Source organism: Halotia branconii CENA392 (assembly GCF_029953635.1).
In the GTDB taxonomy this organism is placed as follows: domain Bacteria; phylum Cyanobacteriota; class Cyanobacteriia; order Cyanobacteriales; family Nostocaceae; genus Halotia; species Halotia branconii.
The window spans coordinates 3,525,512-3,551,832 of sequence record NZ_CP124543.1 but is presented as its reverse complement, the minus strand read 5'-3'; the positions used below and the strand labels follow the sequence as shown (position 1 = coordinate 3,551,832).

Sequence of the window (26,321 nt, the reverse complement as noted above, 5' to 3'; positions counted from 1 at the left end):
ATATGTTATTTAAGATACAAAAAATCTAGTTTTAATTTACTTCTGTTTCAGCCAAAAAATTCTATTAAGATTGACCTTGGTAATTTTTTCAAGTTCCCATAATTTGGTGTAGCTCTTATTTAGTGGGTAGTCTGCCACAATAAAAGAAGACAACCGAACTTTTGCTGCTAAATTAAAGTCTGAATGCAAATGTAATGTTTTTAGTGTAGCTAAATCTTAATTAATGAGTTATTCGCCAAATTCTTGGTAATTTTAAATAAATGCTCTATCTCAGAAATCTTACTTATCATCCCACAGCTTGCCCTTCAGCGATTCTCAAATCAATCAATTTAGAATTACCGCCCCAAAAACTGGGTTTAATTATTGGTCCTAGTGGTTCCGGCAAAAGTACTCTCCTAGAAATTTTATCGGGACTGGCCGAACCAACCTCTGGTGGGGTTTTCTGGCGAGAACAAGAACTGATAGCCGAACAGCTACAGCAATTGGCTGGGTTGGTGTTTCAATTTCCAGAGCGTCACTTTTGCGGTGGTACGATTTTAGAGGAATTGCGTTTAGGGCATCCTGAGTTAGGGTCAGAGCGAGTTAGACAAGCATTGATCGAAGTAGGATTAGATCATTTATCACTTTCGGTAGCACCTCATGCAATGAGTGGTGGTCAGCAGCGGCGTTTGGCTTTGGCTGTACAATTAATTCGCCAGCCAAATTTATTGTTACTGGATGAACCAACAGCCGGATTGGATTGGTCAATGCGTCGCCAACTAGTAAATTTACTGGCAAAACTTAAACAAGATTGGACACTGTTGGTAGTGACACATGATGCTGGTGATATGCTAGCGATCGCAGATAGTTGTTGGACACTCAACCACGGTGAATTACAATCAGTCGAGCCAGCTGTATTAAGAGCCAAAATGAAGGAACCCCAACCAGCAGCATGAAGTTGAAAAGGCAAGAAAGCAGCACTTCGACTACGCTCAGTGACCAGGAGCAGCGAGAATAACTTTTAATTATTGACCACTGAGTAATGACAAACTCAATAACTCCCTTGCTGCCAGAAATGACAGAAATTTGGCAGCAAACTCTAAATTGGCAACCCAATCCTCAACAGCAAGTACAATTTCAAAAGCTGTATGAATTAATTTTGGCAGGTAATCGGCAGTTTAATTTAACTCGCATCACTGACCCCCAAGAGTTTTGGGAAAAGCATCTTTGGGATTCTTTGCGGGGAATTGCGCTACAAGGGCAATTTATCCCGTCTCTTCCAGAGAATGCATCTGTGATTGATATTGGCACAGGTGCAGGTTTTCCTGGTATTCCCATAGGAATTGCTGTCCCCAATTGCAAAATTACTCTGATGGATTCAACTCGGAAAAAAATTGTTTTTCTCGAAAAAATCTTGAATGAACTTGCATTGACTAATACCGAAACTCTGATTGGTAGAGCCGAAGAAATAGGACAACAACCCCAACACCGAAAAGCCTATGACCTAGCTTTAATACGTGCTGTAGGGTCGGCTTCGGTGTGTGCAGAATATACACTACCGTTACTCAAACAGGGCGGTTTAGCTGTAATCTACCGTGGTAATTGGACAGAAGATGAAACAGTTACTCTGGAAAATGCTGTTAACCAGTTAGGTGGCATAATTGAATCCATAGAAAAATTTACAACTCCTCTTAGTGAGAGTATCCGTCACTGTTTGTATTTACGTAAAGTAGCAACTACACCAGCTAAGTTTCCCCGTAGTGCTGGTATACCTACTCAAAAGCCGCTTTGATTTTTGGCCTCAGTTGAAATTCAGATATGCCCAACAAGTCGTGAGAATAAAGCCCAACCTCACGTAAAATTGGTATGAATACTTCCTCAATAAATATTTAACTCCTGATTAAAAATTATGAGTAATACTTTGAAAGACTTTTTAGAAGCTTGTGAAACTCTAGGGACTTTGCGATTAATTGTTACTAGTAGTGCTGCTGTATTAGAAGTACGCGGCAAAATAGAAAAACTATTTTATGCCGAATTGCTCAAAGGTAAGTATGCCAATATGCACACCGAAGGCTTTGAGTTTCACTTGAATATGGATAAAATTACTCAAGTCAAACTTGAAACAGGTGAAGCGAAAAGAGGAAATTTTACAACTTATGCCATTCGGTTTTTAGATGAGAAACAAGAGTCTGCTTTAAGCTTATTTTTGCAGTGGGGTAAACCAGGAGAATACGAACCAGGTCAAGTGGAAGCTTGGCAAGCTTTAAAAGAGCAGTATGGAGAAATTTGGCAACCTTTACCTATTGAAACTTTGTGATTTGAGCAGCTAATCATCATTTGTTTTTCTAGAATGATTTGCTTGTAGTAAAGGCTTTAGCTCTGATTTTATTCAATTTGAAGGCTCATCAGCTTACTAAAATTTGAATACTTGCTATGAGGTCGATTTGGAGTTTTTGTTTAATTGTTTTATTCCTACTAAGTGGAAGTGGAAAAGCTACAGCAGGAGAATTATCCCAACGTCTAGCACACTTTCCTCAGTGGGAAAAATTGACTTCAGTACAGCCAGCTTCAGGAGATTTGATTTATCCTAATTGGATGGCAGGTTCTTGGCAAGTTACAAGTACTTTGGTAGATTTGGTTGCACCTTTAGCGCCAGATATCGTCACACCTGGATTTGAAGGTAATCGTCAACAATTAAATCAGCCTGTAAGTTTTTTAGTCAGATTTGTTTTAGAAAAACCTTCTATTACTGGATTAAAATTTATTCCTAAAGTAGATAATCAATCAGTAATTTTAGTAGCAGACAGAGCGTTTAATAGCTTGAATTTGGCAAGAGCTTATTTAGGTGACAAAGCTGTTTTATCTACTAAGGTAGATCCAGATTCGCCTAACCGCCAGATCACGTTTTTGCGTGGAGAACGTCAATTAATTTCTATTGTTACCGCACGTAACACAGAAACTACCTCTGATGGTAAGTTCATTACTACAGAAGTATTTCAACAATTATTTAAAGGTGGTTCCCGCCCTTATTTCAATTCAGTAGAATCTACTACCGCTTACCAAAAACTTGCTCAATCAAGTCCAGCAATATTAGCAGATCAAGTGACTGCTGTTTATCTTTCACCCCAAGATCCTGATTATTTTATCGCAAATTCTCGACCAGTTGCCCTTTACCGTTATCGTTTGGAATTTTTTCCCGCCAAACTATCAACTACTCCTTAAGAGTGATTTAAGGTTGTGGTTCTTGACTACGTTGTAGTATGCATGTAGCATGTAGATTCCAAGCTCAACGATCGCGCTCTTGGAAAGGTGCATCATGGCAAAATTCACAGATATTGTCAATTACTTCCGTCCTTACTGGAGGCTGAGTATTTTTAGTATTGCAGCATCCGGCATTTACGAAATTATTGATTTGGTTGTTCCTTATGCGATTGGGCAGATTTTAAATGTTCTGTCTAATCAACCTTTGGATAAACCACTACAAGTAGCGATCGCAGGTTTTGCAGAAAATATCAATTCCCCAGTAAATAAACCTCTATCTTTAGGCATATTACTGGGATTAATATTCATTGTCACCGTAGTTAAAGCGCCCACACAACCTTGGGTTACTAGTTGGTTTCACTGGGATATAACCTTAAGGGCGCGTCGAGAAAAAAACCAAACAGCTATCGAAAAAATTCTCACTCTTCCCCTAGAATTTTATGATGAAAATAACCCTGGGCGTATTGCCGGACGAGTAGCAAAAGGTATTTCTAATCATACTTGGACATATCCCGAAATTGCCGGTCAGTTGATTCCTAAACTGGTACGCGTGCTAGCAATTTTTGTGTTTATCTTGGTGATTGAGTGGCGAATTGCGGTTTTATATCTAATTTCTTTTGTAGTTATCCTCAGCTTAAGCTTTAAAACTTTGAAGCGGCTGATTTGGTACGAAAGTCGCCTAGATAAATATATAGAGAATACCGAAAGCCGGACTTCTGAACTAATCACCAATATTAAAACGGTGAAAGCCTTTGCGACAGAATCTCAAGAACTCAAACGGCAAGAGCAACGATTAGATCGTGAGCTAATAGTAGTTGATTATCGCATCCACAAAGGTTATGTAAAACTGTTAACTTGGCAAAAGACTGTAATTCAGTTTTGTGTGTTTGCAATTTTGGGTTTAACATTAGCTGCAACAGTTAACGGGAGAATTTCTCTTGGTCATTTTGTCATGACCTTAACTCTTTCGAGCATGGCTTATGCTGAGTTGGAACCTATTAGTACCTTGGCAGAAGTTTTTGCCCGTCGTTATTCTTCGATGCTGCGGTTTCACGAGTTTTTGCAAGAGCCAATTAAAGATGATTCAGCCGGACTTTTAGAAGATATCAACCAGACAGAACCATATAAATTCACTGGTAAAGTTGAATTATCTCATGTCCATTTTGGGTATGATGACAAGCGTCAAGTTTTGCAAGATATCAACTTATTGATTGAGCCATACCAAACAGTGGCTTTAGTTGGACGTTCTGGTTCTGGTAAATCTACTTTAGTGAAACTGCTGTTGCGATATTTTGAACCTCAACAAGGTCAAATTTTGATAGATGGTCAAGATATTCGCACCTTAGATGTAGGTAAGTATAGACGGAGGCTGGCGATCGTTCACCAAGAAGTGGACGTTTTCAACGGTACTGTTTTAGAAAACCTCACTTATGGTAGACCAAATGCTACTTTTGAGGAGGTTCAGGAAGCCTGTAGAATTGCCAGAGTTGATGAAGTCGTGCAGCACCTTTCCCAAGGCTATTACACTGTTGTCGGGGAACGCGGTGTGAGGCTCTCTGGAGGACAAAGACAGCGCTTAGGAATAGCAAGGGCGTTGTTAGTAGAACCAGATGTGCTGATTTTTGACGAGGCTACTTCTAGCTTAGATTATGAGTCTGAGCGTTCAATTCAGCTAGCGATGCGAACAATCCAGGGAACCTGCACCACAATCGTAATTGCCCACCGTCTGAGTACAGTACGGGAAGCCGATAAAATTGTGGTTCTAGATCAGGGCAAGATTGTAGAAGTGGGTAGCCATGATGAATTGTTGCGTCATGAAGGTATTTACCGCCGCCTACACTCCCTGCAAGAAACAGGAGAACTCCTGAATTAGATATGAGGAACTGGGTTTGCAGTAGCAACCCGGTTCTAATTACAAAGAATTTTTTAAAGGCTTGAAATTTTCAAAACATGATGCTATTATTGTCAATCGTAGGACATGCGGGTCGGTGTCCGAGTGGTTAATGGAGACGGACTGTAAATCCGTTGGTTTACGCCTACGCTGGTTCAAATCCAGCCCGGCCCACCTTCAAGTTTTAGATTTTGGATTTTATAATTCAAAATCTAAAATCTCAAGAAAGTCTGCCCGTGTGGCTCAGTGGTAGAGCACACCCTTGGTAAGGGTGAGGTCACGAGTTCAATCCTCGTCACGGGCTTTTCAAAATTGTTGAAAAATCAAAGGTTTCGTGCCGATTTGCATAATATTGGCTGTACTCTAAGAGTACCGCTTTACATCAATCTAGTTGCATAACAGAATTACTTATCATCCTAAAATCAATTAATCAGATATTATTATATAACTTACTTTGTGGATTCATTACCATGTAGATAACAAGTACTGCTATAGCTTGACTGTCTCTAAACATCTCTATTTTCAGTCTCAGGAAGAATACAAGAATACAAGCTTAAGTCTTATATTACTTGTTAGAGAGAATTGTAGAACTAAGTATTAAAGCTTAAATACTATCAAGACTAATCATTTAACAATGGAAACGTAATTTGGTTAGCTGCTTGTACAAATGTCACGGAACTTGTACAAATGTCACGGAATCTGCGCGTATTGGTTCAAGGGTGAGTTCCGTTTTTAATACTTCAATTTTTTTTTTGCACTTCTACCCCAAGCAACCAACGGATAAATTCCGCTAGGTACTGTTCGGCTAAATATTTACAAGCGTTGTCGTAACTCAAATCTCTGTTTTGTCCTCACTCCAAAAATCTTCTCATAAAAAAACAGCCGCCTCCACAAGGGAAGCAGCTATTTTACAAACAGGGATTATTAAGATATTAGTAGTCGAAGTCGCCGCCACCCATGCCACCGCCAGCAGCAGGAGCAGCATCCTTGGGTTCAGGCTTGTCAACAACTATACATTCGGTTGTCAACACCATACCAGCGATAGAAGCGGCGTTTTGCAAAGCAGAACGAGTCACCTTGGCAGGGTCAACAATACCAGCAGCTAACAAATCAACGAACTCGTTGGTTGCAGCATTGTAGCCAATGTTGAAATCCTTCTCTTTCACGCGTTCAGCGATGACAGCACCATTTTGACCCGCGTTTTCAGCAATCCGTTTTAGAGGCGCAGGTAAGGCACGAGCGACAATCAAAGCGCCAATCAACTCTTCATCCTTAAGATTGCTCTTTGCCCACTCTTCCAAATTGGGAGCTAAGTGAGCCAGAGTTGTACCACCGCCAGGAACAATGCCTTCTTCCACAGCAGCTTTAGTAGCGTTGATTGCGTCTTCTAGGCGCAGTTTTTTGTCTTTCATTTCGGTTTCAGTGGCTGCACCCACTTTCACCACAGCCACACCGCCAGAGAGTTTAGCAAGACGCTCTTGCAGTTTTTCTTTGTCGTAGGAAGATTCGGTTTCTTCGATTTGACGACGAATTTGCTCAACACGAGCCTTAACACCAGCTTCGTTACCTTCAGCAACAATTGTGGTGTTGTCTTTGGTAATGGTGATGCGACGAGCTTTGCCCAAGCTTTCCAACTTGGTATTATCTAGCTTCAGACCAGCGTCTTCGGTAATCAGTTGACCACCAGTCAAGACGGCAATATCTTCTAGCATAGCTTTACGGCGATCGCCAAAGCCAGGAGCCTTGACAGCAGCAACGTTTAGTACACCGCGTAGACGGTTTACTACCAATGTTGCCAAAGCTTCTTTTTCGATATCTTCGGCAATAATTACCAAAGGACGACCAGCACGAGCAACTTGTTCTAGCACTGGTACTAGGTCTTGCACTAAAGCAATTTTCTTATCGGTCAGCAGTAAGAAAGGCTCATCAAAAATCGCTTCCATCCGTTCAGGATCAGTTGCGAAATAGGGAGAGATATAGCCTTTATCAAAGCGCATCCCTTCGGTGATTTCTAGCTCGGTAGTCATTGATTTCCCTTCTTCTAGGGAAATTACGCCTTCCTTGCCTACCTTGTCCATTGCTTGGGCAATCATCTGACCGACTTCTTCGTCGTTACCAGCTGAGATAGCACCAACTTGGGCAATAGCTTTAGAATCTTCTACCGGACTAGCGTGTTGAGCAATTTTGTCTACCAAAAAGTTAGCGGCTTTATCAATACCGCGCTTTAGGGAAATTGCATTAGCACCTGCTGCAACGTTCCGTAAACCTTCCTTGACGATCGCGTGGGCTAAAACTGTGGCAGTTGTAGTACCATCACCCGCAGCATCATTAGTCTTAGAAGCAGCTTGACGAATCAAAGCTACACCAGTATTTTCAATGTGGTCTTCTAATTCAATTTCTTTGGCAATAGTTACACCATCATTCACAATTTGTGGTGCGCCAAATTTCTTTTCTAGAACTACGTTACGACCTTTAGGCCCAAGGGTAACAGCTACAGCCTCAGACAAAATGTCCATGCCTCGTTCCAAAGCACGACGGGCGTTTTCGTTGTAGATAATGCGCTTTGCCATAGGTGTCTTAATTCAGGGAGTAAGTCAATTTTTTCTTGAATTGGGCATGGGGCGTGGGGCAATTAAGAGGAATTGGGGCAGGGTGCGGGGTGCAAGGGGGATGAAGAGGAATTATCTATTTCTCCCTGCTCCCTGCTCCCTGCTCCCCTGCCTTTTTTCCTAGTTCCTAGTCCCTAATCCCTGTTAGATAACGACTGCTAAAATGTCTTTTTCAGAAAGCAGTACATATTCTTCTGTGCCGAGCTTGATGTCAGTACCAGCGTACTTGGAGTACAGCACCTTATCGCCGACTTTAATTTCCAATTCCTGACGGCTACCGTCGTCATTACGTCTGCCAGGACCGAGGGCGACTACTTCCCCTACCTGGGGCTTTTCTTTGGCGGTGTCGGGTAAATACAAACCACCTGCGGTCTTTTCCTCAGAGGCGCTCACTTTCACGAAAACGCGATCGCCTAAAGGTTTAACTGTAGAAACGCTTAGAGATACAGCTGCCATAAAAATTTTTCTCCAGAGTTAGCACTCTCAACTCCTGAGTGCTAATTTACCTAACAGCAGCATGTAATAGCAACAATTGCTTATGTACGGGTTCCCGAACTAGGCGATCGCAGGTTTACTTAAGTAAAAATACCTAATTACTGATAATTTTCGGGTTCTGTTCTGTAAGTTACGAATATTTTTATATGGTCAACTTTATTTTCAAAGCGGAGAAATTGTTATAGAACTGTAATCAGGGAGCCGCTCGATGAGTAACAATACAGTGATCCAGTGCAGCCGTCAAATCCCCAAAACTACTAATTTCCTAGATTACAACGCCTTAAGTAATTGTGTAGAAACTTCAGGAATTGCAAAAATTCAGTGACTTGCTTTTATTTGTCCTGACCAGACATTTACTAACTGCTGTTCATAGCAAGCTAATCCAGAATCTTGGGAACACTGAAAAAAAGCTAGATCTCGATCAGCAGCAAGTCAGTCCTTCCCTTTGCATTTCGGGAAACAAAGCCAATTACTTGCGAGTTTGTGGTTCTGGAACGATAATAGTTGTTTACTCGGATGGTGTCTGGTATCGCCAAGCAAAACCGGAAGTTACTGAGCGGATTATCCAAGAACCTTGATAGGCATTAATGATGGTTGAAGAATACACATTTTTAACCCATCCTTTGCCGGAAACTCCCTTACTTGCTTGTGAACTTTGCTAGAGGCTTAACGTCCGTTGGATATGGGAAAGTAGTAAGCCAATGAAAGTGCAGTTTGTTTTACAGCTAGGGTCATCTTGAGCCAACACTTAACTTGTGAGCTAGAAGGATTATTATTTAATCAGTGTTTTTTCACCTGACACTTTCAAAGGGATATATAATAACGCATTGTAAATACTACTGCTCTACGTATCCTTACTGGACTGATGCCGATGCTCTGATGGTCTCCAAGAAAGTAATAACCACTTTTGAGACTTTAAGGACGCAAAGGCAAGTTAAGTGAGGAAAAGGACAACATCTCAATAATCCACCATAAAGGATAACCATTCAAGACTTTGATGGACCGAAGCGCGACAAGTGCCACTGCTATGAAAGAGCCCAGCATGAAAGATCACAAACGACTTCTATTGATTGATGATGACCCTAACCTCATCTTGCTGGTGAAGGACTACTTAGAATTTAGAGGATATGAAGTCATCACTGCGGAAAATGGACGAGAAGCTCTGGAAGTTTTAGAACAAGACGTTCCAGACATGATCATCTGTGACGTAATGATGCCGGAAATGGACGGCTACACTTTTGTAGAACAAGTCCGGCAAAACGAACGTACCGGCTGGATTCCCGTTCTCTTCCTTTCAGCCAAGGGACAAAGTGCAGACCGAGTTAAAGGTTTAAATAAGGGTGCTGATGTATATATGGTCAAGCCCTTTGAACCTGAAGAACTCGTAGCTCAAGTAGAATCTTCGCTGAAGCAAACTATCCGCTGGAAAGAACACCAAGCTAAAGGAGGAGAAAACGGTTCCCGCATCCAAGTACCCTTCGATGTGCAGTTAACCCCAACCGAACTGAAAGTAGTACAGTTTGTAGCTAGAGGTTTAGCTAACCGGGAAATTGCTGAAGAATTAAATGTCAGTCAACGTACAGTTGAAAGTCATGTGTCCAACATGTTGGGCAAAACCAATCTTCACAACCGCACTGAACTAGCGCGGTGGGCGATTGAAAATCAAATGGCTTAAATACATTACCAAGTGCTAAGTATTGAGTGTTGAGTGTTTTTACTCAGCACTCATTACTCAGAACTGAAAATTACTACCCATGTTATTCGAGGATGTCTTGGTAAAAAACTCTAGTAATTTAGTAGTAACGAAGTTGATCGTCATTTTGTAATGGTTTTAGGTCTAACTGAATACAAGCATTTTTAAGGGTACAACGACTGTTATACCCTTAATTTTTTATATCCATTTGGAGGCTGCTATAGTACATTTGATTGTCTCTCATCTAAGTAGAAACTGCTGTAACAATAAAAGTATGTCGATTGAATAATTTAATCTGAAAGTAAAACTAGGAATAGACAAAGTTTACTTGATCTCATCTGTTTAAAAGAGTGTACTAATAAAAAATAATGAAAAATGAAGAATTTTTAATTGAGCAGTCAAGTCAATTGTTGAGTCAAGGAAAAGATACTGAGAATATTCTTGCTTTTTTAAGAAAAAATGGATGCTCCAAGTCTCAATCAATTGTCATCTTAAAAAAACTTCAGAAGATACCTTTAGATGAAGCACAAAAACTAGTTCACCTGAGTCAAACATGGCAAGATACCCGTGACTATGATGAAGAACTTAACAGACTATTTTATGAAATTCTGATGAGAGACTATCTATGATAGTAAAAACTTAACGAAGGTGTTTACATTCGGTGGGTTTGACGCAAAGAAACCCGACAGCAATAAATTTAATTTTTATCAAAAATATCCAATTCCTTTCTTTAGGGTTGCCATGTATGACAACATCTGTAAATTCATTGCCGAGAACTTCAAAGATGATTTAGCAACTTGGTTGCTAGGTTCACCGATGAAATTAACAGAACTTAGTCCTACTGAATTATCAAACGAACCAATTCGTGCTGATTCATTAATTTTATTGCAATCTGATGATTTAGTTCTACATACCGAATTTCAAACCGATGCTGATGGAGATATGCCTTTTAGGATGTTAGATTATCGGGTTAGGGTCTATCGCCGCTTTCCTAACAAAGAAATGCGTCAAGTGGTAGTCTATTTGAGAAAAACAAGTTCAGAATTAGTCAGTGAAAATAGTTTTAAATTAAACAATACTTTTCATCAGTTTGAGGTAATACGCCTGTGGGAGCAACCAACAGACAGATTTATGAGCGCTCCAGGTTTATTACCCTTTGCCGTGCTAAGTCAGACAAACGATCCTACAATGGTATTAACCCAAGCAGCCAAAGCAGTTGAAGCAATAACCGATCAACAGCTACAAAGAAATATAGCTGCTGCTACTGGGATTTTAGCTGGTTTGGTGTTAGATAAAAATGTAATTAGCAAGATTTTAAGGAGTGATATGATGCGCGAATCAGTCATTTATCAACAAATCTTAGAAGAAGGTGAAGCTAAGGGTGAAGCTAAAGGTAAAGCTAAAGGTAAAGCAGAAACAACAAGAAAGGTGGCTTTAAATTTATTGCGAATCGGAATGAGTTTAGAGCAAATTGCTCAAGTTACAGAATTATCTATTGAGCAAATTCAAGTTTTACAAGAGGAGATTCAAAAATCTTAATTTTAACTAATCGTTTTATGAAATATGCAGCTATGCAAACAAAACCCGCATTCGCGGGTTTCAAAGTTTTTATAAGTCCGTGCAGATGCGATTTATAATCGCCTTATTGAAATTCTCCAACTAAAACTCGGCACTTTGCGGTGTACGGGGGAAGGGAATTACGTCACGGATATTCGCCATACCTGTCATGAATTGTACGAGTCGTTCAAAACCCAAGCCGAAACCAGCATGAGGGACAGTACCATAACGACGCAAATCTAGATACCACCACAACTCTTCTGGATTTAAACCTTGTGCTAACACGCGGCGTTCTAAAACTTCCAAACGTTCTTCTCGCTGGGAACCGCCAACAATTTCACCAATTTTGGGTGCAAGAATATCCATTGCGCGGACGGTTTTTTCATCGTCATTCAAGCGCATATAAAATGCTTTAATTTGCGCTGGATAGTCTGTAACGATCGCAGGCTTTTTAAATAGCTGTTCTGCTAAATAGCGTTCGTGTTCTGATTGTAAATCTAAACCCCAACTTACAGGATATTCAAACTTGACATCGGCTTTTTCTAAAAGTGCGATCGCATCTGTGTAAGTTAAACGCTCAAACTGATTATTAATAATATTTTCGGCTGTTGCCAACACGGAATTATCAATGCGTTGATTAAAAAATTCCATGTCTTCTGGGCAAGTTTCCAACACAAATTTAAAAATATATTTGAGAAACGCTTCGGCTAAATCCATATCGCCTTCTAAATCGCAAAAAGCCATTTCTGGCTCAACCATCCAAAATTCTGCCAAGTGGCGCGAAGTATTAGAATTTTCTGCACGGAAGGTAGGGCCAAAGGTGTAGACGTTACTAAACGCCATCGCCATCACTTCTGCTTCCAATTGACCGCTAACTGTAAGATATGTCGGTTTGCCAAAAAAGTCTTGTGTGTAATCTACGGCTTGATTGTCTGTGCGGGGAACATTCTTTAAATCCAAACTAGTAACACTAAATAATTCGCCCGCGCCTTCGCAGTCACTAGCGGTAATGATTGGTGTGTGTACCCATAAAAAGCCTCGTTCTTGGAAAAATTGGTGAATTGCCGCAGAACAGGCATTTCTTACCCGAAAAACTGCACCTAAAGAATTAGTACGCGATCGCAAATGTCCAATAGTCCGCAAAAATTCAAAGGAGTGGCGTTTCTTTTGCAGAGGATAAGTTTCAGGATCAGCTTCACCGTAAACTTTCACCGCTTCGGCTTTTAACTCAATGCGCTGTCCTTTACCCAAAGATGCTACCAGTACCCCCGTCACTTCGACTGCTGCACCTGTATTCAATTTTTTTAAAATAGCTTCGTAATCTGGCAAATCCTGATTGATCACAACTTGCAAATTAGCTAGTGATGAGCCGTCATTAACTTCAATAAAAGCGAACCCTTTTGACTCGCGTTTCGTCCGCACCCAGCCTTGAATTTGGGGAGACTCATCAGGTTGACCACTTCGCAATATTTCTGCAATCCGTCGATTTACCATATTTACCCAACACAGGATTTTAATATCCAGCCTATAATAACGCCCATTCCACCAAAGCGGACGGCTTGCCAGAAAGGTTTCTTGAGACTTTGCCAAGAGAATAACTGGCTTTCTAAGTTTACTTCTAGCACTTCTAAGTGCTGTTGAATCTGCCGTAACTCTGCTTTAAGTTCTGCTGTCTGGTGTTTATTTTGTTGCAATTCGTGACGGCGTTGTTGCCATTGTGCCTGTTGTTGACGATCGCTTTGCACTTGAGCATACCGTTCTTTTAATGATAGAAGCGATCGCTCCACTGACTCCAGTTCTTGTACAAAATCTGGTTCTTGATTTTCCCGTGACGACTGTGATTTTTTAGGCGGCTTCATTTACAAGTAGTACAGTATTAAGTAAATGCAACTTTGCCAATAGTTTATGTCTCAACCAACCCAGCTGCCTAAATCCAGCCAACTGAATGAATTTACTACTCTAGAACTTGCCCAAGCCCTGATGGAAAGGCTGAGTATTTCCCCTAACGATTGGCATCGCCTCAAGTCTAACCGCAATTCTCGCGCTAGTGAACAAGTAGCAGCAGCTATTTTATATCTTCTCAAGGATCAGCCACAAGAAGCCGTTGTTCGACTAGAACAGGCAGTTGGTTGGTTAGATAAATCTATTTCCGCACCTCCCTGTCCAACTCATGGCGATAAAGGGGTTAGGAGCTAGGGACTAGAGACTAGGGGGAGCAGAGCGCAGTGAACAGTGAAAACTGATAACTGGTAATTGATAACTGATAACTGTCTATTCCCCCTGCTCCCTGCCCCTTTTCCTCTCCCTCTGCCTCACCGTCGCAGAGATAATAGGCGAGAACGATTTTCCATCTGTTTACAAAGTCTTAATTCCGTGCCTTTGCGGTTCCACTCTACTTGATCAAAAATTTGGTGGAGAAGACATAACCCACGGCCGCTTTCTGCTTCATCGGGTGGTAAATAGTCTGTTGACTCTTCATCACCAACAGACGAAGGAGTAAAGCCTTGACCTTGGTCTGAGATTACCCACCAATACTGATTATCTATAAGAGAAAAGCGGACTACAACTGTTTTACCAGGATCAAGGTTATTACCATGTTTAGCTGCATTGACTAAGGCTTCTTGGAGTCCTAGCCGCAGTTCTGCTTGCAATTTTGCTGGGATCTCCGCCAATAATAAATCTAGGATTGGACAGAGATAGAGAGTTGAGGCAAAACTAATTGTGCCCCAATAACGTCCAACTGGACGGAGGGAAATGGTAATCACAAGAGAAACCCCATAGCTTTCAGTTAGCTAGACATCAGTTTGCTTTACAGGCACTCTGATAATATTTGAGGTGGTCATACTGCCTTCAAACTTGCGTCTTTGATACTAATATTTTGAAAATGCTAGGGAGCATTTACTCTGTTCATGAAGTGAGATTGCTGATACATAAAACGGCTTTGGTCAATCTGCTAATGCAGTTAGCAACTTAATAAAGATGCTGGGAAATGAGAAGAGTATTAGGATGCTCTTTACATTGCCGATTTTTACTTTAGACAATCCAAATTCATGTGTTTTAGAGTGTATGCAACTTTAAATTTTTTTAACAAAGTTATTTGAATTTAAGGTTAATTCAATTTTAGCATTTTTCTTATGCACTAGACTACAAATTTGAAATTTCAGTTTTTTGAAAAGATTCATGACCCTTGCCTAACTGTGATAACACAAGAAAGGCGGCAACTTCCACATGAGCCGTTTGAGGAAAAAAATCAGCAGGTTGGATGCATGTGATTGTGTACAGTCCATCTTGGCACAGCAATTTCAGGTCACGAGCCAGGGTGGCTACTTTACAGCTGACGTAAACAATGCGCGGAGGTTTCGACTGCATTAAAGATTCGATTACAGCGCGATCGCATCCTTTACGTGGCGGATCGAGTAGTACCACATCTGGTATTGTTCCCATTTTTGGCAACAATTTTTCTACTGCCCCTGCTTGAAATTTCACATTATTAATTCCGTTGTGTTGGGCATTTAAAATTGCTTGTTCTACTGCTTGTGGTTGTAATTCCAATCCTGTTGCTTGGCGTACTTGTTTGGCTAGAGGTAAAGTTAGAGTCCCTATACCACAATAAGCATCAACTAACAACTCATGACCTTGAAGATTTAGTTCTGACTGAATTACCTGTAATAGTGCTTCTGCTGTTTCTGTACAAACTTGAAAAAATGTATCTGGACGGACTTGAAATTCTAATCCAGCAAACTTTTCTCGCAGATAAGGAACTCCAGCAAGACAACGGGTTTCTGATCCAAAGATAGCATTTGTGCGATCGCTATTGCGGTTTAACGACACTCCTACTAACTGGGGATAACGCTGTAACCATTCCTGGGCTTGATTTTCAACTTTTGGTAAATTCCAATCCTTGACTATTAAGGTTAACAACATTTCTCCTGTGCGTCGGCCAATGCGTAAACTTAGATGGCGAAGTATTCCTTGGTGATGCTGTTCGTCGTAAATTGACCAATCGCGCTTTTGGATATCTTGCTTAACCTCAGCAAGTAAAGGATTTAATCGAGGATCTTGGACTGGGCATTGATTCAGGTTAATTAATTGATGGCTACCTTTTTGGTAGTAACCAGCCTGTACTTGACCTGTAGTAGAAATGCCCAAAGGATAAGTAGCTTTGTTGCGATAACCCAAAGGTGAGATAGCCGTCAGCACCGGGTTTACTGGCGGTGCAACGAAACCACCAATCCGTTCTAAAGCTTGAATAACTTGATTTTGCTTGGCTGTTAGCTGATATTCATAACTAATATGCTGCCACTGACAACCGCCACATTTATCAGCCACAATGCAACTAGGCCGAAGCCGGTGAGGAGATGATTGCAATAGCTGCTGGAGTCTGCCGTGAGCATATTTAGGCTTGACGTGTACTAAGCGAACTATAGCGCGATCGCCTGGGACAGTATCCGGGACAAATACCACACGCTGATCAAAACGTCCTACACCATCGCCTGTATCGCTGAGATCTGCGATCGCTACTTCAATTAATTCACCCTGTTGCCAAATTGTTTTAGTCATTGGTCAGTTGTCAGTGGTCAGTTGTTTCCTTCATCTTTCTCTAACTTGCCTGATCTCTTCACTTGTGTACCTCAGACTCGTTAAACTAGCAAATATATTTCGTGTGATTGCAACAATCATGACTGTAATTAGCCAAGTTATTCTCCAAGCCGACGACGAACTGCGCTACCCCAGTAGTGGTGAACTCAAAAATATCAAAGACTTTTTGCAAACCGGCGAACAACGGACGCGGATTGCTGCTACTCTAGCAGAAAACGAAAAAAAGATTGTTCAACAAGCAACTAAACAGCTTTGGCAAAAGCGTCCTGACTTTATTGCCCCTGGTGGTAACGCTTATGGTGAACGTCAGCGTTCTCTGTGTGTGCGTGACTTTGGCTGGTACTTACGCCTGATTACCTATGGTGTACTTGCCGGTGACAAAGGCCCAATTGAAAAAATTGGTTTAATTGGTGTTCGGGAAATGTACAATTCTTTGGGCGTTCCTGTGCCTGGGATGGTAGAAGCTATCAGTTCTCTGAAAAAAGCCTCCCTCGACTTACTCAGTGCAGAAGATGCCGCCGAAGCAGCACCCTACTTTGATTACATCATTCAAGCGATGTCTTAATGCAAAGTTTATGCTGGCTTTAGGCGTATACTCCGGTTTCATAGAGTGAGTGTAAGGTCTTAGCACTTCAGTATCCATAAGATTTCTAATTTGATCATACCCTCCCCATCGTTGGTAGTGGCTTTGGCAAACTCTGTGTCAAGCTATCAACCAACTGTGGGGAAATTTTATTGAAAGCGGCGGGAATTTTATTTTCTTGTGAGTGAGGAGGTTTAATGTCCTGCCGCTTGGGGCATTGGGCATGGGGCATAGCGCATAGAGATCATTATTCTCCCCTACCCCGGTTGTTGAGCGTAGTCGAAACACTGCCCCCCTGCCCCGGTTGTTGAGCGTAGTCGAAACACTGCTCCCCTGCCTATTTCTCCCTGTTCACGTTTTAAAAGGTAAATTTACCCAGAAATAAAAAGCCGACAGTCTTTGACAGCTGTCGGCGATTAGTGTGTTCCCTATTAATGACTCGGCTAGAGTTCAGTTATTAGTAATTATGCCAAGTTGACCTTTGAAGGGAGACGATCTTAATCATCAATCTATGTGATTGTTATCACTGGACTGTTACAGCTAAACTGCATACACCAAAAAAATTCTAACTTTCGGTAGATGCCTAGCTGTTATTAAGTTAATAACCACTAAATATATTGTTTAGTAGGGCGATTTATTTTAGTACTGTTTTTTGGGTAACTTTCAGACAGAGGACTTTAGTTGAGAAGCGATCGCTCTTCTAAATTATTGGATTCATGAATATTTCAAATTTTAGACCTTGTATATTCAAGAATTATTCTATAGAATATCTTTCTTGCCTAAAACTGTGGAAACACTGGACTACACCTAATTATCTCAATGTAAAAACTTAAGCATTCTTACTGTCCTGAGAAAACTAAATTTTTTGCTCTCTGTTCCCTGTTAAAATTCCACTGATTATTTACTAAATGTTGTTGTAGAAATGGAAACAACACATTTAGAGGAAAACTCCTTTTTGCTATATGTGCTTTTTCAATCTGATTTGGTGAAAAGTCTAAATTTAAGCTCATCCCTGGAAGGGGCGGAATTTCGTGTTAGTGGTCAGTAGTCAATTATTTTTGCTACTTACCACACTTTGGCTACGCGGTAGTTAAGTTTCGGCTACGCTCAACTGCCGCGCAGTCAAAACTCAGTGTATCGCTGACTACTGACATCCGACGGCGACGGGACGATGGTCACTGAGCGTCTTGTACTGAGCGACTTGTACTGAGCGTAGTCGAAGTAAGCCGAAGTGCTATTCCTCCCACTCCTCTTTGAAGTGGGTGTCCCGTCGCCTTTTGATGATTTAAAACATCTCTTTGCTGAGAAGTTTAATTTGAGTACCAGGATAGTAAAATTGAAGAATTTTTGGACTCGACCAACCTAGATTAGCTAAATTTTGAGCGCCTGTTTGACTCAAGCCGACTCCATGTCCTAATCCACCACCAACGAAAGCAAATCCCCAGAGATGAGGTTTACCTTTATTGAGAGGCTCTATGTAAAAAAGCGTACTCACAGGAGCTGTAAAGGCACTACGAACCTCGTCTTTATGTAGAGTAAAAGTGCCAATATCAGTTTTCACCGCGAGTTCGAGAATGCGTCCACTTTGACTGCGCTTAGTTACAGCCATCGCTTCAACTTTTTTAAATTTGGCATAGGGACTGTTTTTAACTCGCAAAAATTTCTGCAAGACTTTAGTGATATCTTCTAGACTAGTTTCCCTACGCCAACGAAACATGTCCCATTTGCTTTCATTAAATCCTTGCTGCACACTAATAAATTTCTGAAAATTCTTTTCATCGGCTAGATTTTGCTGAGACAAATTCCAACGATTAGTAGCAGCATCAATTACAGGGTATAAATAAGGACGATCTTCACCATTCCAAATATCACTGAAGGAAGCAGTAACACCACCAGTAGTAGAAGAATACAGGGCATCTACTAGCTGGTTATTATATGTTAATACCATACTTCTAGTTGCCGCGATCGCCTTATCTGTTTTGGCAACTGTCCCATTCAGTCCGTAATAAACTTGACAATGAGTATCAGCACATAATTGATAGTCATCTGTAGCAAACCTGCGTAAATTCCTCAAGGCATAAGTCCGTGCCAAAATAGCTTGGGCTTCTACCGCTGCGACTGGTGCATTCGCACCAATTTCGTGTGGTACAACTCCGCGCAAATACGTTTCTAAGGGAACTTGATTAACTAAAGTGTATGTACCGTAAGCATTTGGCTGTAAATTTAGCTGCCCTGCATAAAGACGAGCATTTTCTGGTTTGTCGCCTTTATTCACCCGAATCAAGTTTTTACTGGCGCTAATTGCTAAAGAATTGAGGCTATAACGTTTACCATTCACTACCCAATTAACTCGCGGCACTTGTTGCAATATTTTGGTATCAATATATGCCGTGTTTTTCTCTATTGTTTGTACACTTTGGAATAGTAAGCGACGCAGTAAAGGAGTACTGTATACATCTCGCTTTGCCCAAACTTGCCAGCGTTCTGGCTGGGCTATTTCTACTTCTATTCCCTGGGCGCGCCATTTGTTAGCACTGTCTTCTGCTGTTTCAAAGGTGCGGTAAGTACCTAAGACTACTACTTCTTCAACAACAGGTTGCCGTAACGGTTGCATTACCGTTTCTAGCTTGACGGGGTTTGCAGTCACTAAAATCTGTTGTTTGTTACCTGACTTGAATTTTAATCTGAGACGATCGCCTTTTGTGGGTTCTAGTTGTAACTTGGCTGTGGGTTTTTCACCAAATCGCTGCACAATCCCAATTTTGAGTTCTACATCCTTGAGATTGTTCTCAGGCCCAGATGCTGCTGTTAGCCCCAACAAACAAAATGTCGTCAATACAGTATAAGAAAAACGCCATAGCGAAAATTTCATGACCTGATTTCGCCCCTGAATGCGGCGGCGGGGCGGATTTTCCAGTTGCTTTGTAGCGTAGTGGTTTTGTCGCATGAACGCTCCAATGATACCATTACCAGTTTTGCTCCCAAAAAAGTTGCAAAACGAAGTCATAATGACTATGATTTATTTAAAGGTACAAAACAGAACTAGTTGGGTCAACTCTATTATGGTTAGAGTCCAAGAAATTCCATTAAATCAAATTAAACGCCCATTGCCCCGTGCAAACGATCCAAATAAGGTAGAAGACCTGATGGAATCAATTGCAGCAATTGGGCAGCAAGAACCTATTGATGTCCTAGAAGTAGATGGACAGTATTATGGCTTTTCTGGTTGCCATCGGTATGAAGCTTGCCAGCGTTTAGGCAAAGAAACCATTTTGGCCAGAGTTCGCAAAGCTAATCGTAGCGTTTTGAAAATGCACTTAGCATAAGCTGATGATCACTGAATCATTGAAAAAAAGAAACAACTGACTACTAACATACAACCCATTAGGAGAAAATTATGTCATCTCAAGCAACAGTCAAAAATGTAAATATTGGTATAGACGAAGCAAACAGAGCTAAAATTGCCGAGGGGCTGTCTCGCCTGTTAGCCGACACTTATACACTGTATCTAAAAACTCATAACTTCCACTGGAACGTGACAGGGCCAATGTTCCAAACGTTACATTTGATGTTTGAGACCCAGTATACAGAACTAGCCTTAGCAGTTGATTTAATTGCCGAAAGGATTAGAGCGCTTGGCTATCCCGCACCAGGAACTTACAGCGAATATGCCAAGCTGAGTTCGATTCCAGAAACACCAGGAGTTCCTAAAGCTAAAGAAATGATCAGCTTACTAGTAAAAGGACAAGAAGCCGTAGTCCGGACTGCACGGTCTATTTTTCCTGTAGTCGAAGAAGTGAACGACGAACCCACAGCTGATTTATTAACTCAACGGATGCAAGTCCATGAAAAAACTGCTTGGATGTTGAGGAGTTTACTGGAAGAATAGGGAATAGGTAATAGGGCATAGGGCATAGGGAATAGAAAATAAGGAAAAAAACTTAACCACTAATACCCCATGCCCCATGCTCCATACCCCATGCCCAATTTCTAAATGTCTAATTCTGATTTCACCTGTAAGTTGCAAGCCTTGATGCAACACGTAGGAATTTCTAGTTTTAAAGCTCTGAGTCGCGCTACTAGCGTCTCAGAGCATCAAATTTTGCAGTTACGACGGGGAAAGCTAGAGCAGATGCGGGTAAATGTACTGCTCAAACTGTCGTCAGCACTACAAGTGCCATTAAGTGAATTAATCGCAACTTTTTCAAGTGTAAATTTGGTAGAAGAAAAAATAGCACCAAATCAAGAATTATTACAAGAAATTGCAGATTTAAAAATAGAGTATCAGCGATCGCAACTGGTGCTAGAACAACAGCGAGAGTTGTTACAGCAAGAGTTTCAGCAGTCAAGTTTGCAATTACTAGAATCTTTATTATTGCAATGGCCGACAGCAGCCCAAAAAGCCCAAGAAAATCCGCAGTTAGCAGCAGTAAAAATAGTGCCACTGGTGCAAAAACCCCTAGAAAAACTTTTGCAGACCTGGGGAGTAGAAGCGATCGCACCTGTGGGAGCAGAATTACCTTATGATCCGCAATTGCATCAATTAATAGAAGGTACCGCACAAGTCGGTGAATTAGTCAAGGTGCGCTACACTGGCTACCTTCAAGGCGAAAAATTACTTTATCGAGCCAAAGTCAGTCCTGTAACATACTTACCTGCTTGAAGCCTTATCAGATTTACGATAAATTGCGTCTCCAAGGAAGGCACATGTTAAATCAGGCTGATACAAAATTGTTCCTAATCCTAGCCATAAAACTTTTTCAGCAAGTCCTACTTATGATAGAGCGATCGCTCATCGAGGTATTACCTATAGTTTAATGAAACGCTACGAGGAAGCATCGCAAGACTTCAACCGCACTATTGAACTTGACCCCAATATGAGTGGGCGATCGCAAGTCGAGGTATTACCTATAGTTTAATGAAACGCTACGCAGAACACTTTCCAAACTAAGATTCGAGATGCCATTCAGAATCTGACGGATTTGCTGCGGATGTTTCCTGAAAATACCCATTCCCAGCAAATGAAAGCATTGCTGGAGAATAAGCTGAAATTAAATTAGAACAGTGAACAAAATTGGCTCTCAAATACAACTCTGAGCCGAGGAAGTAACATGATTAAAGATGAGAAATTATGGAAGTGAACAGACCATGATTACTAAAGAAGAAATTACCATCAAAGTGCCGTCTGAGGTAGCAGAGGCATACCGCAATGCCACGCCAGAAGAACGCTCACAAATTGAAGCCCGGATCGCAGTGTTACTTAAGTCTTCAATGACTTGCAGGCAAGAAGCCATTGCCAAGCTCAGACAGACAATGGATGAAATTGGCAGACGAGCCGCAAAAAGGGGTTTAACGCCAGAGATTTTGGAGTCCATTTTGAATGATGATGAATGAAAGACAGTTTGTGTGTGATGTCAATGTCATCATCAGCGCAGTTTTATTACCAGGGAGCAAACCAGATCGCGCACTCAGAAAAGCTCAAGATTTAGGACAATTGTTGATGTCCGAGCCTATTTGGCTGGAGTTAGAATAAGTACTCGCTCGACCCAAATTTAATCGATACACCACCCCAAAAGAACGAAACGATTTCCTGGTGGATTTGTCCGAAACTGTACAGTTCATTAACATAACTGAACAGATTAATGAATGTCGAGATCCCAAAGATAACAAATATCTGGAATTAGCAGTCAGTGGAAAAGCGGAATGTATTTTGACCGGAGATGATGATCTGCTAGTGCTAAAACCCTGGAGAGGCATTGAGATTTTGACTGTTCAAGAATTTTTGGCAAAGAATTGGAATAAATTATCCTACACCTGATAAAAAGCTCGTTGAGACGTAAACCCTGCCAAATTTCAAGTTAGTTGGTGGTTGGGGTGAATGGGTGATTTCTGCATTTCGGGATTTTTACACCTAAGTAGTGTGGGAAAGGTGGTAGCCACGAAAGCAAAGAGTCAAGGAATTAAAGGAATTGACTCTCTGCTGTTATTTATGCTGCAAAAACCTGACAGATGGGGATTTATCCGCAGTGGTACTAAGGGACTTGCGTGAAAATAAAGTACCAATCAACCGAGTTTCGACACTTCGACTACGCCCTTCGGCTACGCTTAACTCTCGACAGTCGAGGGTTGAGTTTCGACTACGCTCAACTACCGCGCAGTCGAAACCCGATTAGTTGGGACACTATTAACCCGCAGATCTCTAAGTACACATGAGGTTTTTTGGTTCTGTTGAAAAATCAAGGACATTGGGAATACTAAAACAGCAGAGGCGATCGCTTTAGAGAAATTTTCTCAAAGTGATGATGATAGATCTAACCTCCAGTCATCGGAGGCTAAAACGCTTACAAACAGGATTTTGGACATGCAAAAGGACAACAAAATAAATGAGTCTGGTGATCAGCTACAAAAACTCGCCAGCAGTTGTTCATTAGACAACTCTCAAGAAGATTTCTCTGCAACCTTTTTACTCCAGATTATCAACGGTACAGAAGATCCGATTTTTGTCAAAGACCGCCAACATCGTTTGATGTTGCTCAATGATGCTTTTTGTAACTTCTTGGGATTTAAACGAGAAGAATTGATTGGTAAGTCAGATTATGACTTTTTCCCCAAAGCAGAAGCAGATGTGTTTTGGGAAAAAGATGAACTTGTCTTCACCACGGGCATGACTAATGAAAATGAAGAATCTCTGACTGATGCTCAAGGTGTAACGCACTTTATCTCTACTAAAAAATCTTTGTTTCAAGATAGTGCAGGTAATCAGTTTTTGGTCGGTAATATTCGAGACATAACGCAGAACATCATACAGTCTAAACAAATAGAAGTTGAACTGCGCCACTCAAAACAACTACTACAATTAGTAATCGATAACATCCCCCAATTAATTTTTTGGAAAGACCTTGATTCAGTGTATTTAGGTTGCAACCGAAAATTTGCTCAAGTCACAGGTGTAGATTCACCAGAGAATATTGTAGGACTTAGGGACTATGATTTACCTGGAAAAAAAGACAAGGCTGACTGGTATCGAGAATGCGATCGCCGAGTCATGGAATCAGGCATCCCAGAATTGGAAATCATCAGAAACCAACAGGAATCTTGGATGAATACCAATAAAATTCCACTGTGCAATGCTCAAGGTGATGTAGTTGGCATTCTGGGTACTTATGAAGATATCACCAAACGCAAAATTACAGAAGAAGCTCTACGCCATAGTGAGGCAAAATTGCAGAAGCTCTCGGCTAATGTACCGGGAATGCTCTACCAATTTATGCTGCATCCTGATGGTTCAATATCCTTTCCATATATTAATTCTGGCTCTTATGAATTGTACGGGTTAACACCAGAACAAATTCAAGCCAATCCTAATTTGATTATTTCAATTGTCCATCCAGATGAACGTCAGAATTTTGAACAAGCGATCGCTGCTTCTGCTCAAACCTTACAACCTTGGCAATGGGAAGGACGAATTGTTTTCCCCAATGGACAAATCAAATGGCTACAAGCCGCATCCCGCCCAGAACTACAAGCAGATGGGGCTATTATTTGGGATGGTCTAATCATGGATGTAACGCGTCTTAAACAGGCTGAGGAGGCACTCCAACAATCTTACGCAGAACTAGAAAAACAGGTAGAAGCGAGAACTAAAGAACTGGCACACAGTACAGAAGCTTTACAAGCTGAGATTATTGAACGGCTACACGCAGCAGCAGATCTGAGGGCTTCGCAGCAAAGACTAGCACTTTTGATTCAACAAACACCAATAGGTGTGATTGAATGGGATACCAAATTTGAGATTCAAGAATGGAATCCTGCGGCGGAAAGAATTTTTGGATACAGCAAAAGTGAAGTTTTAGGTCGTTATCTTGACTTTTTAGTTCCTGAGGTTGCTAGAGAACATGTAAAACAAGTAACAGTTGCTCTTTTGCAGCAACAAGGGGGAACTTGGAGTGTCAACGAGAACCTCACCAAAGACAATAGAACAATTATCTGCGAGTGGTATAACAGCCCTTTAATAGCTGATAATGGCAAATTGATTAGCATTGCATCAATGGTACTTGATATCACAGAGTTGAAACGAGCAGAAACACAATTAAAGGAAAAAGAGCAATTTCTACGTAGTGTTTATGATGGTTCAGAACATGCCATATTTGTTGTGGATGTTCTAAAAGATGGTGATTTTTGTTTTACGGGTTGGAACCCAGCCACAGAGCGTGCCACTGGTATCAATAGGATAGATGTAATTGGTGCAACACCAGAGTCTGTACATGGTGCAGTTGAAGGTGCGGAAATCCGTAAAAGATATTTAAGCTGTCTAGAAGCAGATAAGCCCATTAATTACGAAGAGTGCCTAACTTTCCACAATCAAGAAAGTTGGTGGTTAACTACCATTAATCCACTCAAAGATAGTGAAAGTAAAACTTATCGATTAGTAGGAACTACATTTAATATCACTGAGCGCAAACAGGCAGAAACTCAATTAAAGCAACAGAAAGAAGATCTAGAAAGAGCAATCAAAGAACTCCAGCAGACTCAAATGCAGCTTGTCCAAAGCGAGAAAATGTCAGGATTAGGGCAGTTGGTAGCGGGTGTTGCCCACGAAATTAATAACCCTGTCAACTTCATTTATGGAAATCTTGCCCATGCTGACGACTATACTCAAGATTTACTAGAAATGGTGCAATTATATCAGCAATACTATCCTGAACCCATACTACCAATTCAAGAATTAGCACAAGATATAGATCTAGAATTTCTCATTGAAGACTTACCCCAAATGCTCAATTCTATGAAAGTTGGAGCACAACGTATTCGAGATATTGTAGTGTCACTACGCACTTTTTCTCGCATGGATGAAGCCGAAATGAAAGAGGTAAATATCCATGAAGGAATCGACAGCACTCTGATGATTCTGGAACATCGCATTAAATCTACACCTAATCGCTGCTCTATTCAAATTGTTAAAGAATATAGCGATTTGCCTTTGGTTGAATGTTATGCTGGACAACTAAACCAAGTATTTATGAATATTTTAGCAAATGCGATTGATGCTCTAGAAGAGTCATTGCTGCAAAAAAAATTACCTAGCGTGGATTCCCCAAATAATTCGCTAAAGAGTCATGAGAACGAACAACTAACTACTAACAATCCTCAGATTCACATTCGTACTCAACTACTAACACCAAATCAAGTACAGATTTGTATTGCTGATAACGGCACAGGTATACCAGAAGCAGTTAAAGAGCGACTATTTGAACCTTTCTTTACTACTAAACCCATTGGCAAAGGTACTGGTATGGGGTTATCTATTAGTTATCAAATTATTTGTCAAAAACATGGTGGTTCCTTAAAATGTATTTCACAGCTAGGAAGTGGCACTGAGTTTATAATCAATATTCCTCTGCGCCAAGAGTGAATTACTGGGTTTTTACAGCAAATTGTAAGTGAGTATTAATAGTTACTTTCTTAATTTACTAAATAAATGAATTACGCAAAATCAGGGAAAAACTAACCACAAAGACACAGCGAAAAGTTGTTAGGAGGGTTTCCAACGCCAGTTGCTCATGGGGAGCCACTGCGTTGCGGGGGTTCCCCCCGTTGAAGCAAGTGGCGTGGAAACCCCCAAGACCGCACTGGCTCCTCCGTAACAAACTTTTC

Annotated in this window: 24 protein-coding genes, 2 tRNA genes and 1 pseudogene; 20 read left to right on the top strand and 7 right to left on the bottom strand. The window is 41.0% G+C overall.

Annotation, left to right across the window (positions count from 1 at the left end):
* Positions 1-260 precede the first annotated feature (260 nt).
* The 7 genes from QI031_RS15555 to QI031_RS15525 all read left to right on the top strand — a co-directional run bounded on the left by QI031_RS15555 (position 261) and on the right by QI031_RS15525 (position 5,435).
* A complete protein-coding gene (locus QI031_RS15555; protein WP_281480569.1) occupies positions 261-935 on the top strand; it encodes an ABC transporter ATP-binding protein in 675 nt (224 codons plus the stop codon).
* A gap of 98 nt (positions 936-1,033) precedes the next feature.
* A complete protein-coding gene (gene rsmG / locus QI031_RS15550; protein ID WP_281486047.1) occupies positions 1,034-1,771 on the top strand; it encodes a 16S rRNA (guanine(527)-N(7))-methyltransferase RsmG in 738 nt (245 codons plus the stop codon).
* Positions 1,772-1,888: 117 nt separating this feature from the next.
* Positions 1,889-2,296 carry a ChuX/HutX family heme-like substrate-binding protein gene (locus tag QI031_RS15545; RefSeq protein ID WP_281480568.1) on the top strand — a complete coding sequence of 136 codons (408 nt, stop codon included), beginning with the start codon at positions 1,889-1,891 and terminating at the stop codon, positions 2,294-2,296.
* A 107-nt stretch (positions 2,297-2,403) separates the two neighbouring features.
* The gene (locus tag QI031_RS15540; protein WP_281486046.1) at positions 2,404-3,201 is read left to right on the top strand and encodes a DUF6816 family protein; all 798 of its coding nucleotides are present in this window, start codon (positions 2,404-2,406) and stop codon (positions 3,199-3,201) included.
* A 94-nt stretch (positions 3,202-3,295) separates the two neighbouring features.
* Positions 3,296-5,113, top strand: a complete 1,818-nt coding sequence (locus tag QI031_RS15535; RefSeq protein ID WP_281480567.1) for an ABC transporter ATP-binding protein — start codon at positions 3,296-3,298, stop codon at positions 5,111-5,113.
* Positions 5,114-5,222: 109 nt separating this feature from the next.
* Positions 5,223-5,305, top strand: a tRNA-Tyr gene (locus QI031_RS15530).
* A gap of 58 nt (positions 5,306-5,363) precedes the next feature.
* A tRNA-Thr gene (locus tag QI031_RS15525) sits at positions 5,364-5,435 on the top strand.
* Positions 5,436-6,063: 628 nt separating this feature from the next.
* Here the strand turns inward: QI031_RS15525 and groL are convergent.
* On the bottom strand, positions 6,064-7,701 hold the full coding sequence (gene groL, locus QI031_RS15520; RefSeq protein ID WP_281480566.1) for a chaperonin GroEL: 1,638 nt from the start codon (positions 7,699-7,701) through the stop codon (positions 6,064-6,066).
* Between the two features lie 183 nt (positions 7,702-7,884).
* Complete coding sequence (gene groES, locus QI031_RS15515) at positions 7,885-8,196, bottom strand: co-chaperone GroES (protein ID WP_214441896.1); 312 nt, start codon at positions 8,194-8,196, stop codon at positions 7,885-7,887.
* A 1,036-nt stretch (positions 8,197-9,232) separates the two neighbouring features.
* Here groES and QI031_RS15510 point away from each other — a divergent pair.
* The 3 genes from QI031_RS15510 (at position 9,233) to QI031_RS15500 (ending at position 11,467) form a co-directional block, all read left to right on the top strand.
* Complete coding sequence (locus QI031_RS15510) at positions 9,233-9,910, top strand: response regulator transcription factor (protein ID WP_214441895.1); 678 nt, start codon at positions 9,233-9,235, stop codon at positions 9,908-9,910.
* Positions 9,911-10,296: 386 nt separating this feature from the next.
* A complete protein-coding gene (locus QI031_RS15505) occupies positions 10,297-10,557 on the top strand; it encodes a hypothetical protein (RefSeq protein WP_281480565.1) in 261 nt (86 codons plus the stop codon).
* A 112-nt stretch (positions 10,558-10,669) separates the two neighbouring features.
* The gene (locus tag QI031_RS15500; protein WP_281480564.1) at positions 10,670-11,467 is read left to right on the top strand and encodes an Rpn family recombination-promoting nuclease/putative transposase; all 798 of its coding nucleotides are present in this window, start codon (positions 10,670-10,672) and stop codon (positions 11,465-11,467) included.
* Positions 11,468-11,587: 120 nt separating this feature from the next.
* On the opposite strand, the gene asnS is transcribed toward QI031_RS15500, so the two are convergent.
* Both asnS and QI031_RS15490 read right to left on the bottom strand, forming a co-directional pair.
* Positions 11,588-12,979 carry an asparagine--tRNA ligase gene (gene asnS, locus QI031_RS15495; protein WP_281480563.1) on the bottom strand — a complete coding sequence of 464 codons (1,392 nt, stop codon included), beginning with the start codon at positions 12,977-12,979 and terminating at the stop codon, positions 11,588-11,590.
* Between the two features lie 2 nt (positions 12,980-12,981).
* The gene (locus QI031_RS15490) at positions 12,982-13,344 is read right to left on the bottom strand and encodes a sll0565 family protein (RefSeq protein ID WP_281480562.1); all 363 of its coding nucleotides are present in this window, start codon (positions 13,342-13,344) and stop codon (positions 12,982-12,984) included.
* Positions 13,345-13,390: 46 nt separating this feature from the next.
* On the opposite strand from QI031_RS15490, the gene QI031_RS15485 reads away from it, so the two are divergent.
* Complete coding sequence (locus QI031_RS15485; RefSeq protein ID WP_281480561.1) at positions 13,391-13,681, top strand: DUF6439 family protein; 291 nt, start codon at positions 13,391-13,393, stop codon at positions 13,679-13,681.
* A gap of 116 nt (positions 13,682-13,797) precedes the next feature.
* Here the strand turns inward: QI031_RS15485 and QI031_RS15480 are convergent, their stop codons facing one another.
* Both QI031_RS15480 and rlmD read right to left on the bottom strand, forming a co-directional pair.
* Positions 13,798-14,250, bottom strand: coding sequence for an ATP-binding protein (locus QI031_RS15480; protein WP_281480560.1), 453 nt, complete (start codon positions 14,248-14,250; stop codon positions 13,798-13,800).
* 379 nt (positions 14,251-14,629) lie between these two features.
* Positions 14,630-16,045 carry a 23S rRNA (uracil(1939)-C(5))-methyltransferase RlmD gene (rlmD, locus tag QI031_RS15475; protein ID WP_281480559.1) on the bottom strand — a complete coding sequence of 472 codons (1,416 nt, stop codon included), beginning with the start codon at positions 16,043-16,045 and terminating at the stop codon, positions 14,630-14,632.
* Between the two features lie 118 nt (positions 16,046-16,163).
* Between rlmD and QI031_RS15470 the strand changes: the two genes are divergently transcribed.
* Positions 16,164-16,649: an allophycocyanin subunit alpha-B gene (locus tag QI031_RS15470; RefSeq protein ID WP_281486045.1), complete on the top strand. Its 486-nt coding sequence runs from the start codon at positions 16,164-16,166 to the stop codon at positions 16,647-16,649.
* A gap of 1,303 nt (positions 16,650-17,952) precedes the next feature.
* On the opposite strand, the gene QI031_RS15465 is transcribed toward QI031_RS15470, so the two are convergent.
* Positions 17,953-19,614, bottom strand: a complete 1,662-nt coding sequence (locus QI031_RS15465) for a SpoIID/LytB domain-containing protein (RefSeq protein ID WP_281486044.1) — start codon at positions 19,612-19,614, stop codon at positions 17,953-17,955.
* Between the two features lie 115 nt (positions 19,615-19,729).
* Between QI031_RS15465 and QI031_RS15460 the strand changes: the two genes are divergently transcribed.
* The 8 genes and pseudogenes from QI031_RS15460 to QI031_RS15425 all read left to right on the top strand — a co-directional run bounded on the left by QI031_RS15460 (position 19,730) and on the right by QI031_RS15425 (position 26,079).
* Positions 19,730-19,993 (top strand): ParB N-terminal domain-containing protein, encoded by a 264-nt coding sequence (locus QI031_RS15460; RefSeq protein WP_214438104.1) that lies wholly within the window; start codon positions 19,730-19,732, stop codon positions 19,991-19,993.
* Positions 19,994-20,064: 71 nt separating this feature from the next.
* The gene (locus QI031_RS15455; RefSeq protein ID WP_281480558.1) at positions 20,065-20,556 is read left to right on the top strand and encodes a Dps family protein; all 492 of its coding nucleotides are present in this window, start codon (positions 20,065-20,067) and stop codon (positions 20,554-20,556) included.
* Between the two features lie 105 nt (positions 20,557-20,661).
* Complete coding sequence (gene grpE / locus QI031_RS15450) at positions 20,662-21,330, top strand: nucleotide exchange factor GrpE (protein WP_281480557.1); 669 nt, start codon at positions 20,662-20,664, stop codon at positions 21,328-21,330.
* A 154-nt stretch (positions 21,331-21,484) separates the two neighbouring features.
* Complete coding sequence (locus tag QI031_RS15445) at positions 21,485-21,586, top strand: tetratricopeptide repeat protein (protein WP_281480556.1); 102 nt, start codon at positions 21,485-21,487, stop codon at positions 21,584-21,586.
* Between the two features lie 229 nt (positions 21,587-21,815).
* On the top strand, positions 21,816-22,061 hold the full coding sequence (locus QI031_RS15440; protein WP_281480555.1) for a hypothetical protein: 246 nt from the start codon (positions 21,816-21,818) through the stop codon (positions 22,059-22,061).
* A complete protein-coding gene (locus QI031_RS15435) occupies positions 22,048-22,200 on the top strand; it encodes a hypothetical protein (protein WP_281480553.1) in 153 nt (50 codons plus the stop codon). The genes QI031_RS15440 and QI031_RS15435 overlap by 14 nt, the downstream gene beginning before the upstream one ends.
* 12 nt (positions 22,201-22,212) lie before the next feature.
* Positions 22,213-22,485, top strand: a pseudogene (locus QI031_RS15430) (putative toxin-antitoxin system toxin component, PIN family); the annotation flags it as partial.
* A gap of 543 nt (positions 22,486-23,028) precedes the next feature.
* Positions 23,029-26,079: a PAS domain S-box protein gene (locus tag QI031_RS15425; RefSeq protein ID WP_281480552.1), complete on the top strand. Its 3,051-nt coding sequence runs from the start codon at positions 23,029-23,031 to the stop codon at positions 26,077-26,079.
* The last annotated feature ends 242 nt before the right edge of the window (positions 26,080-26,321 follow it).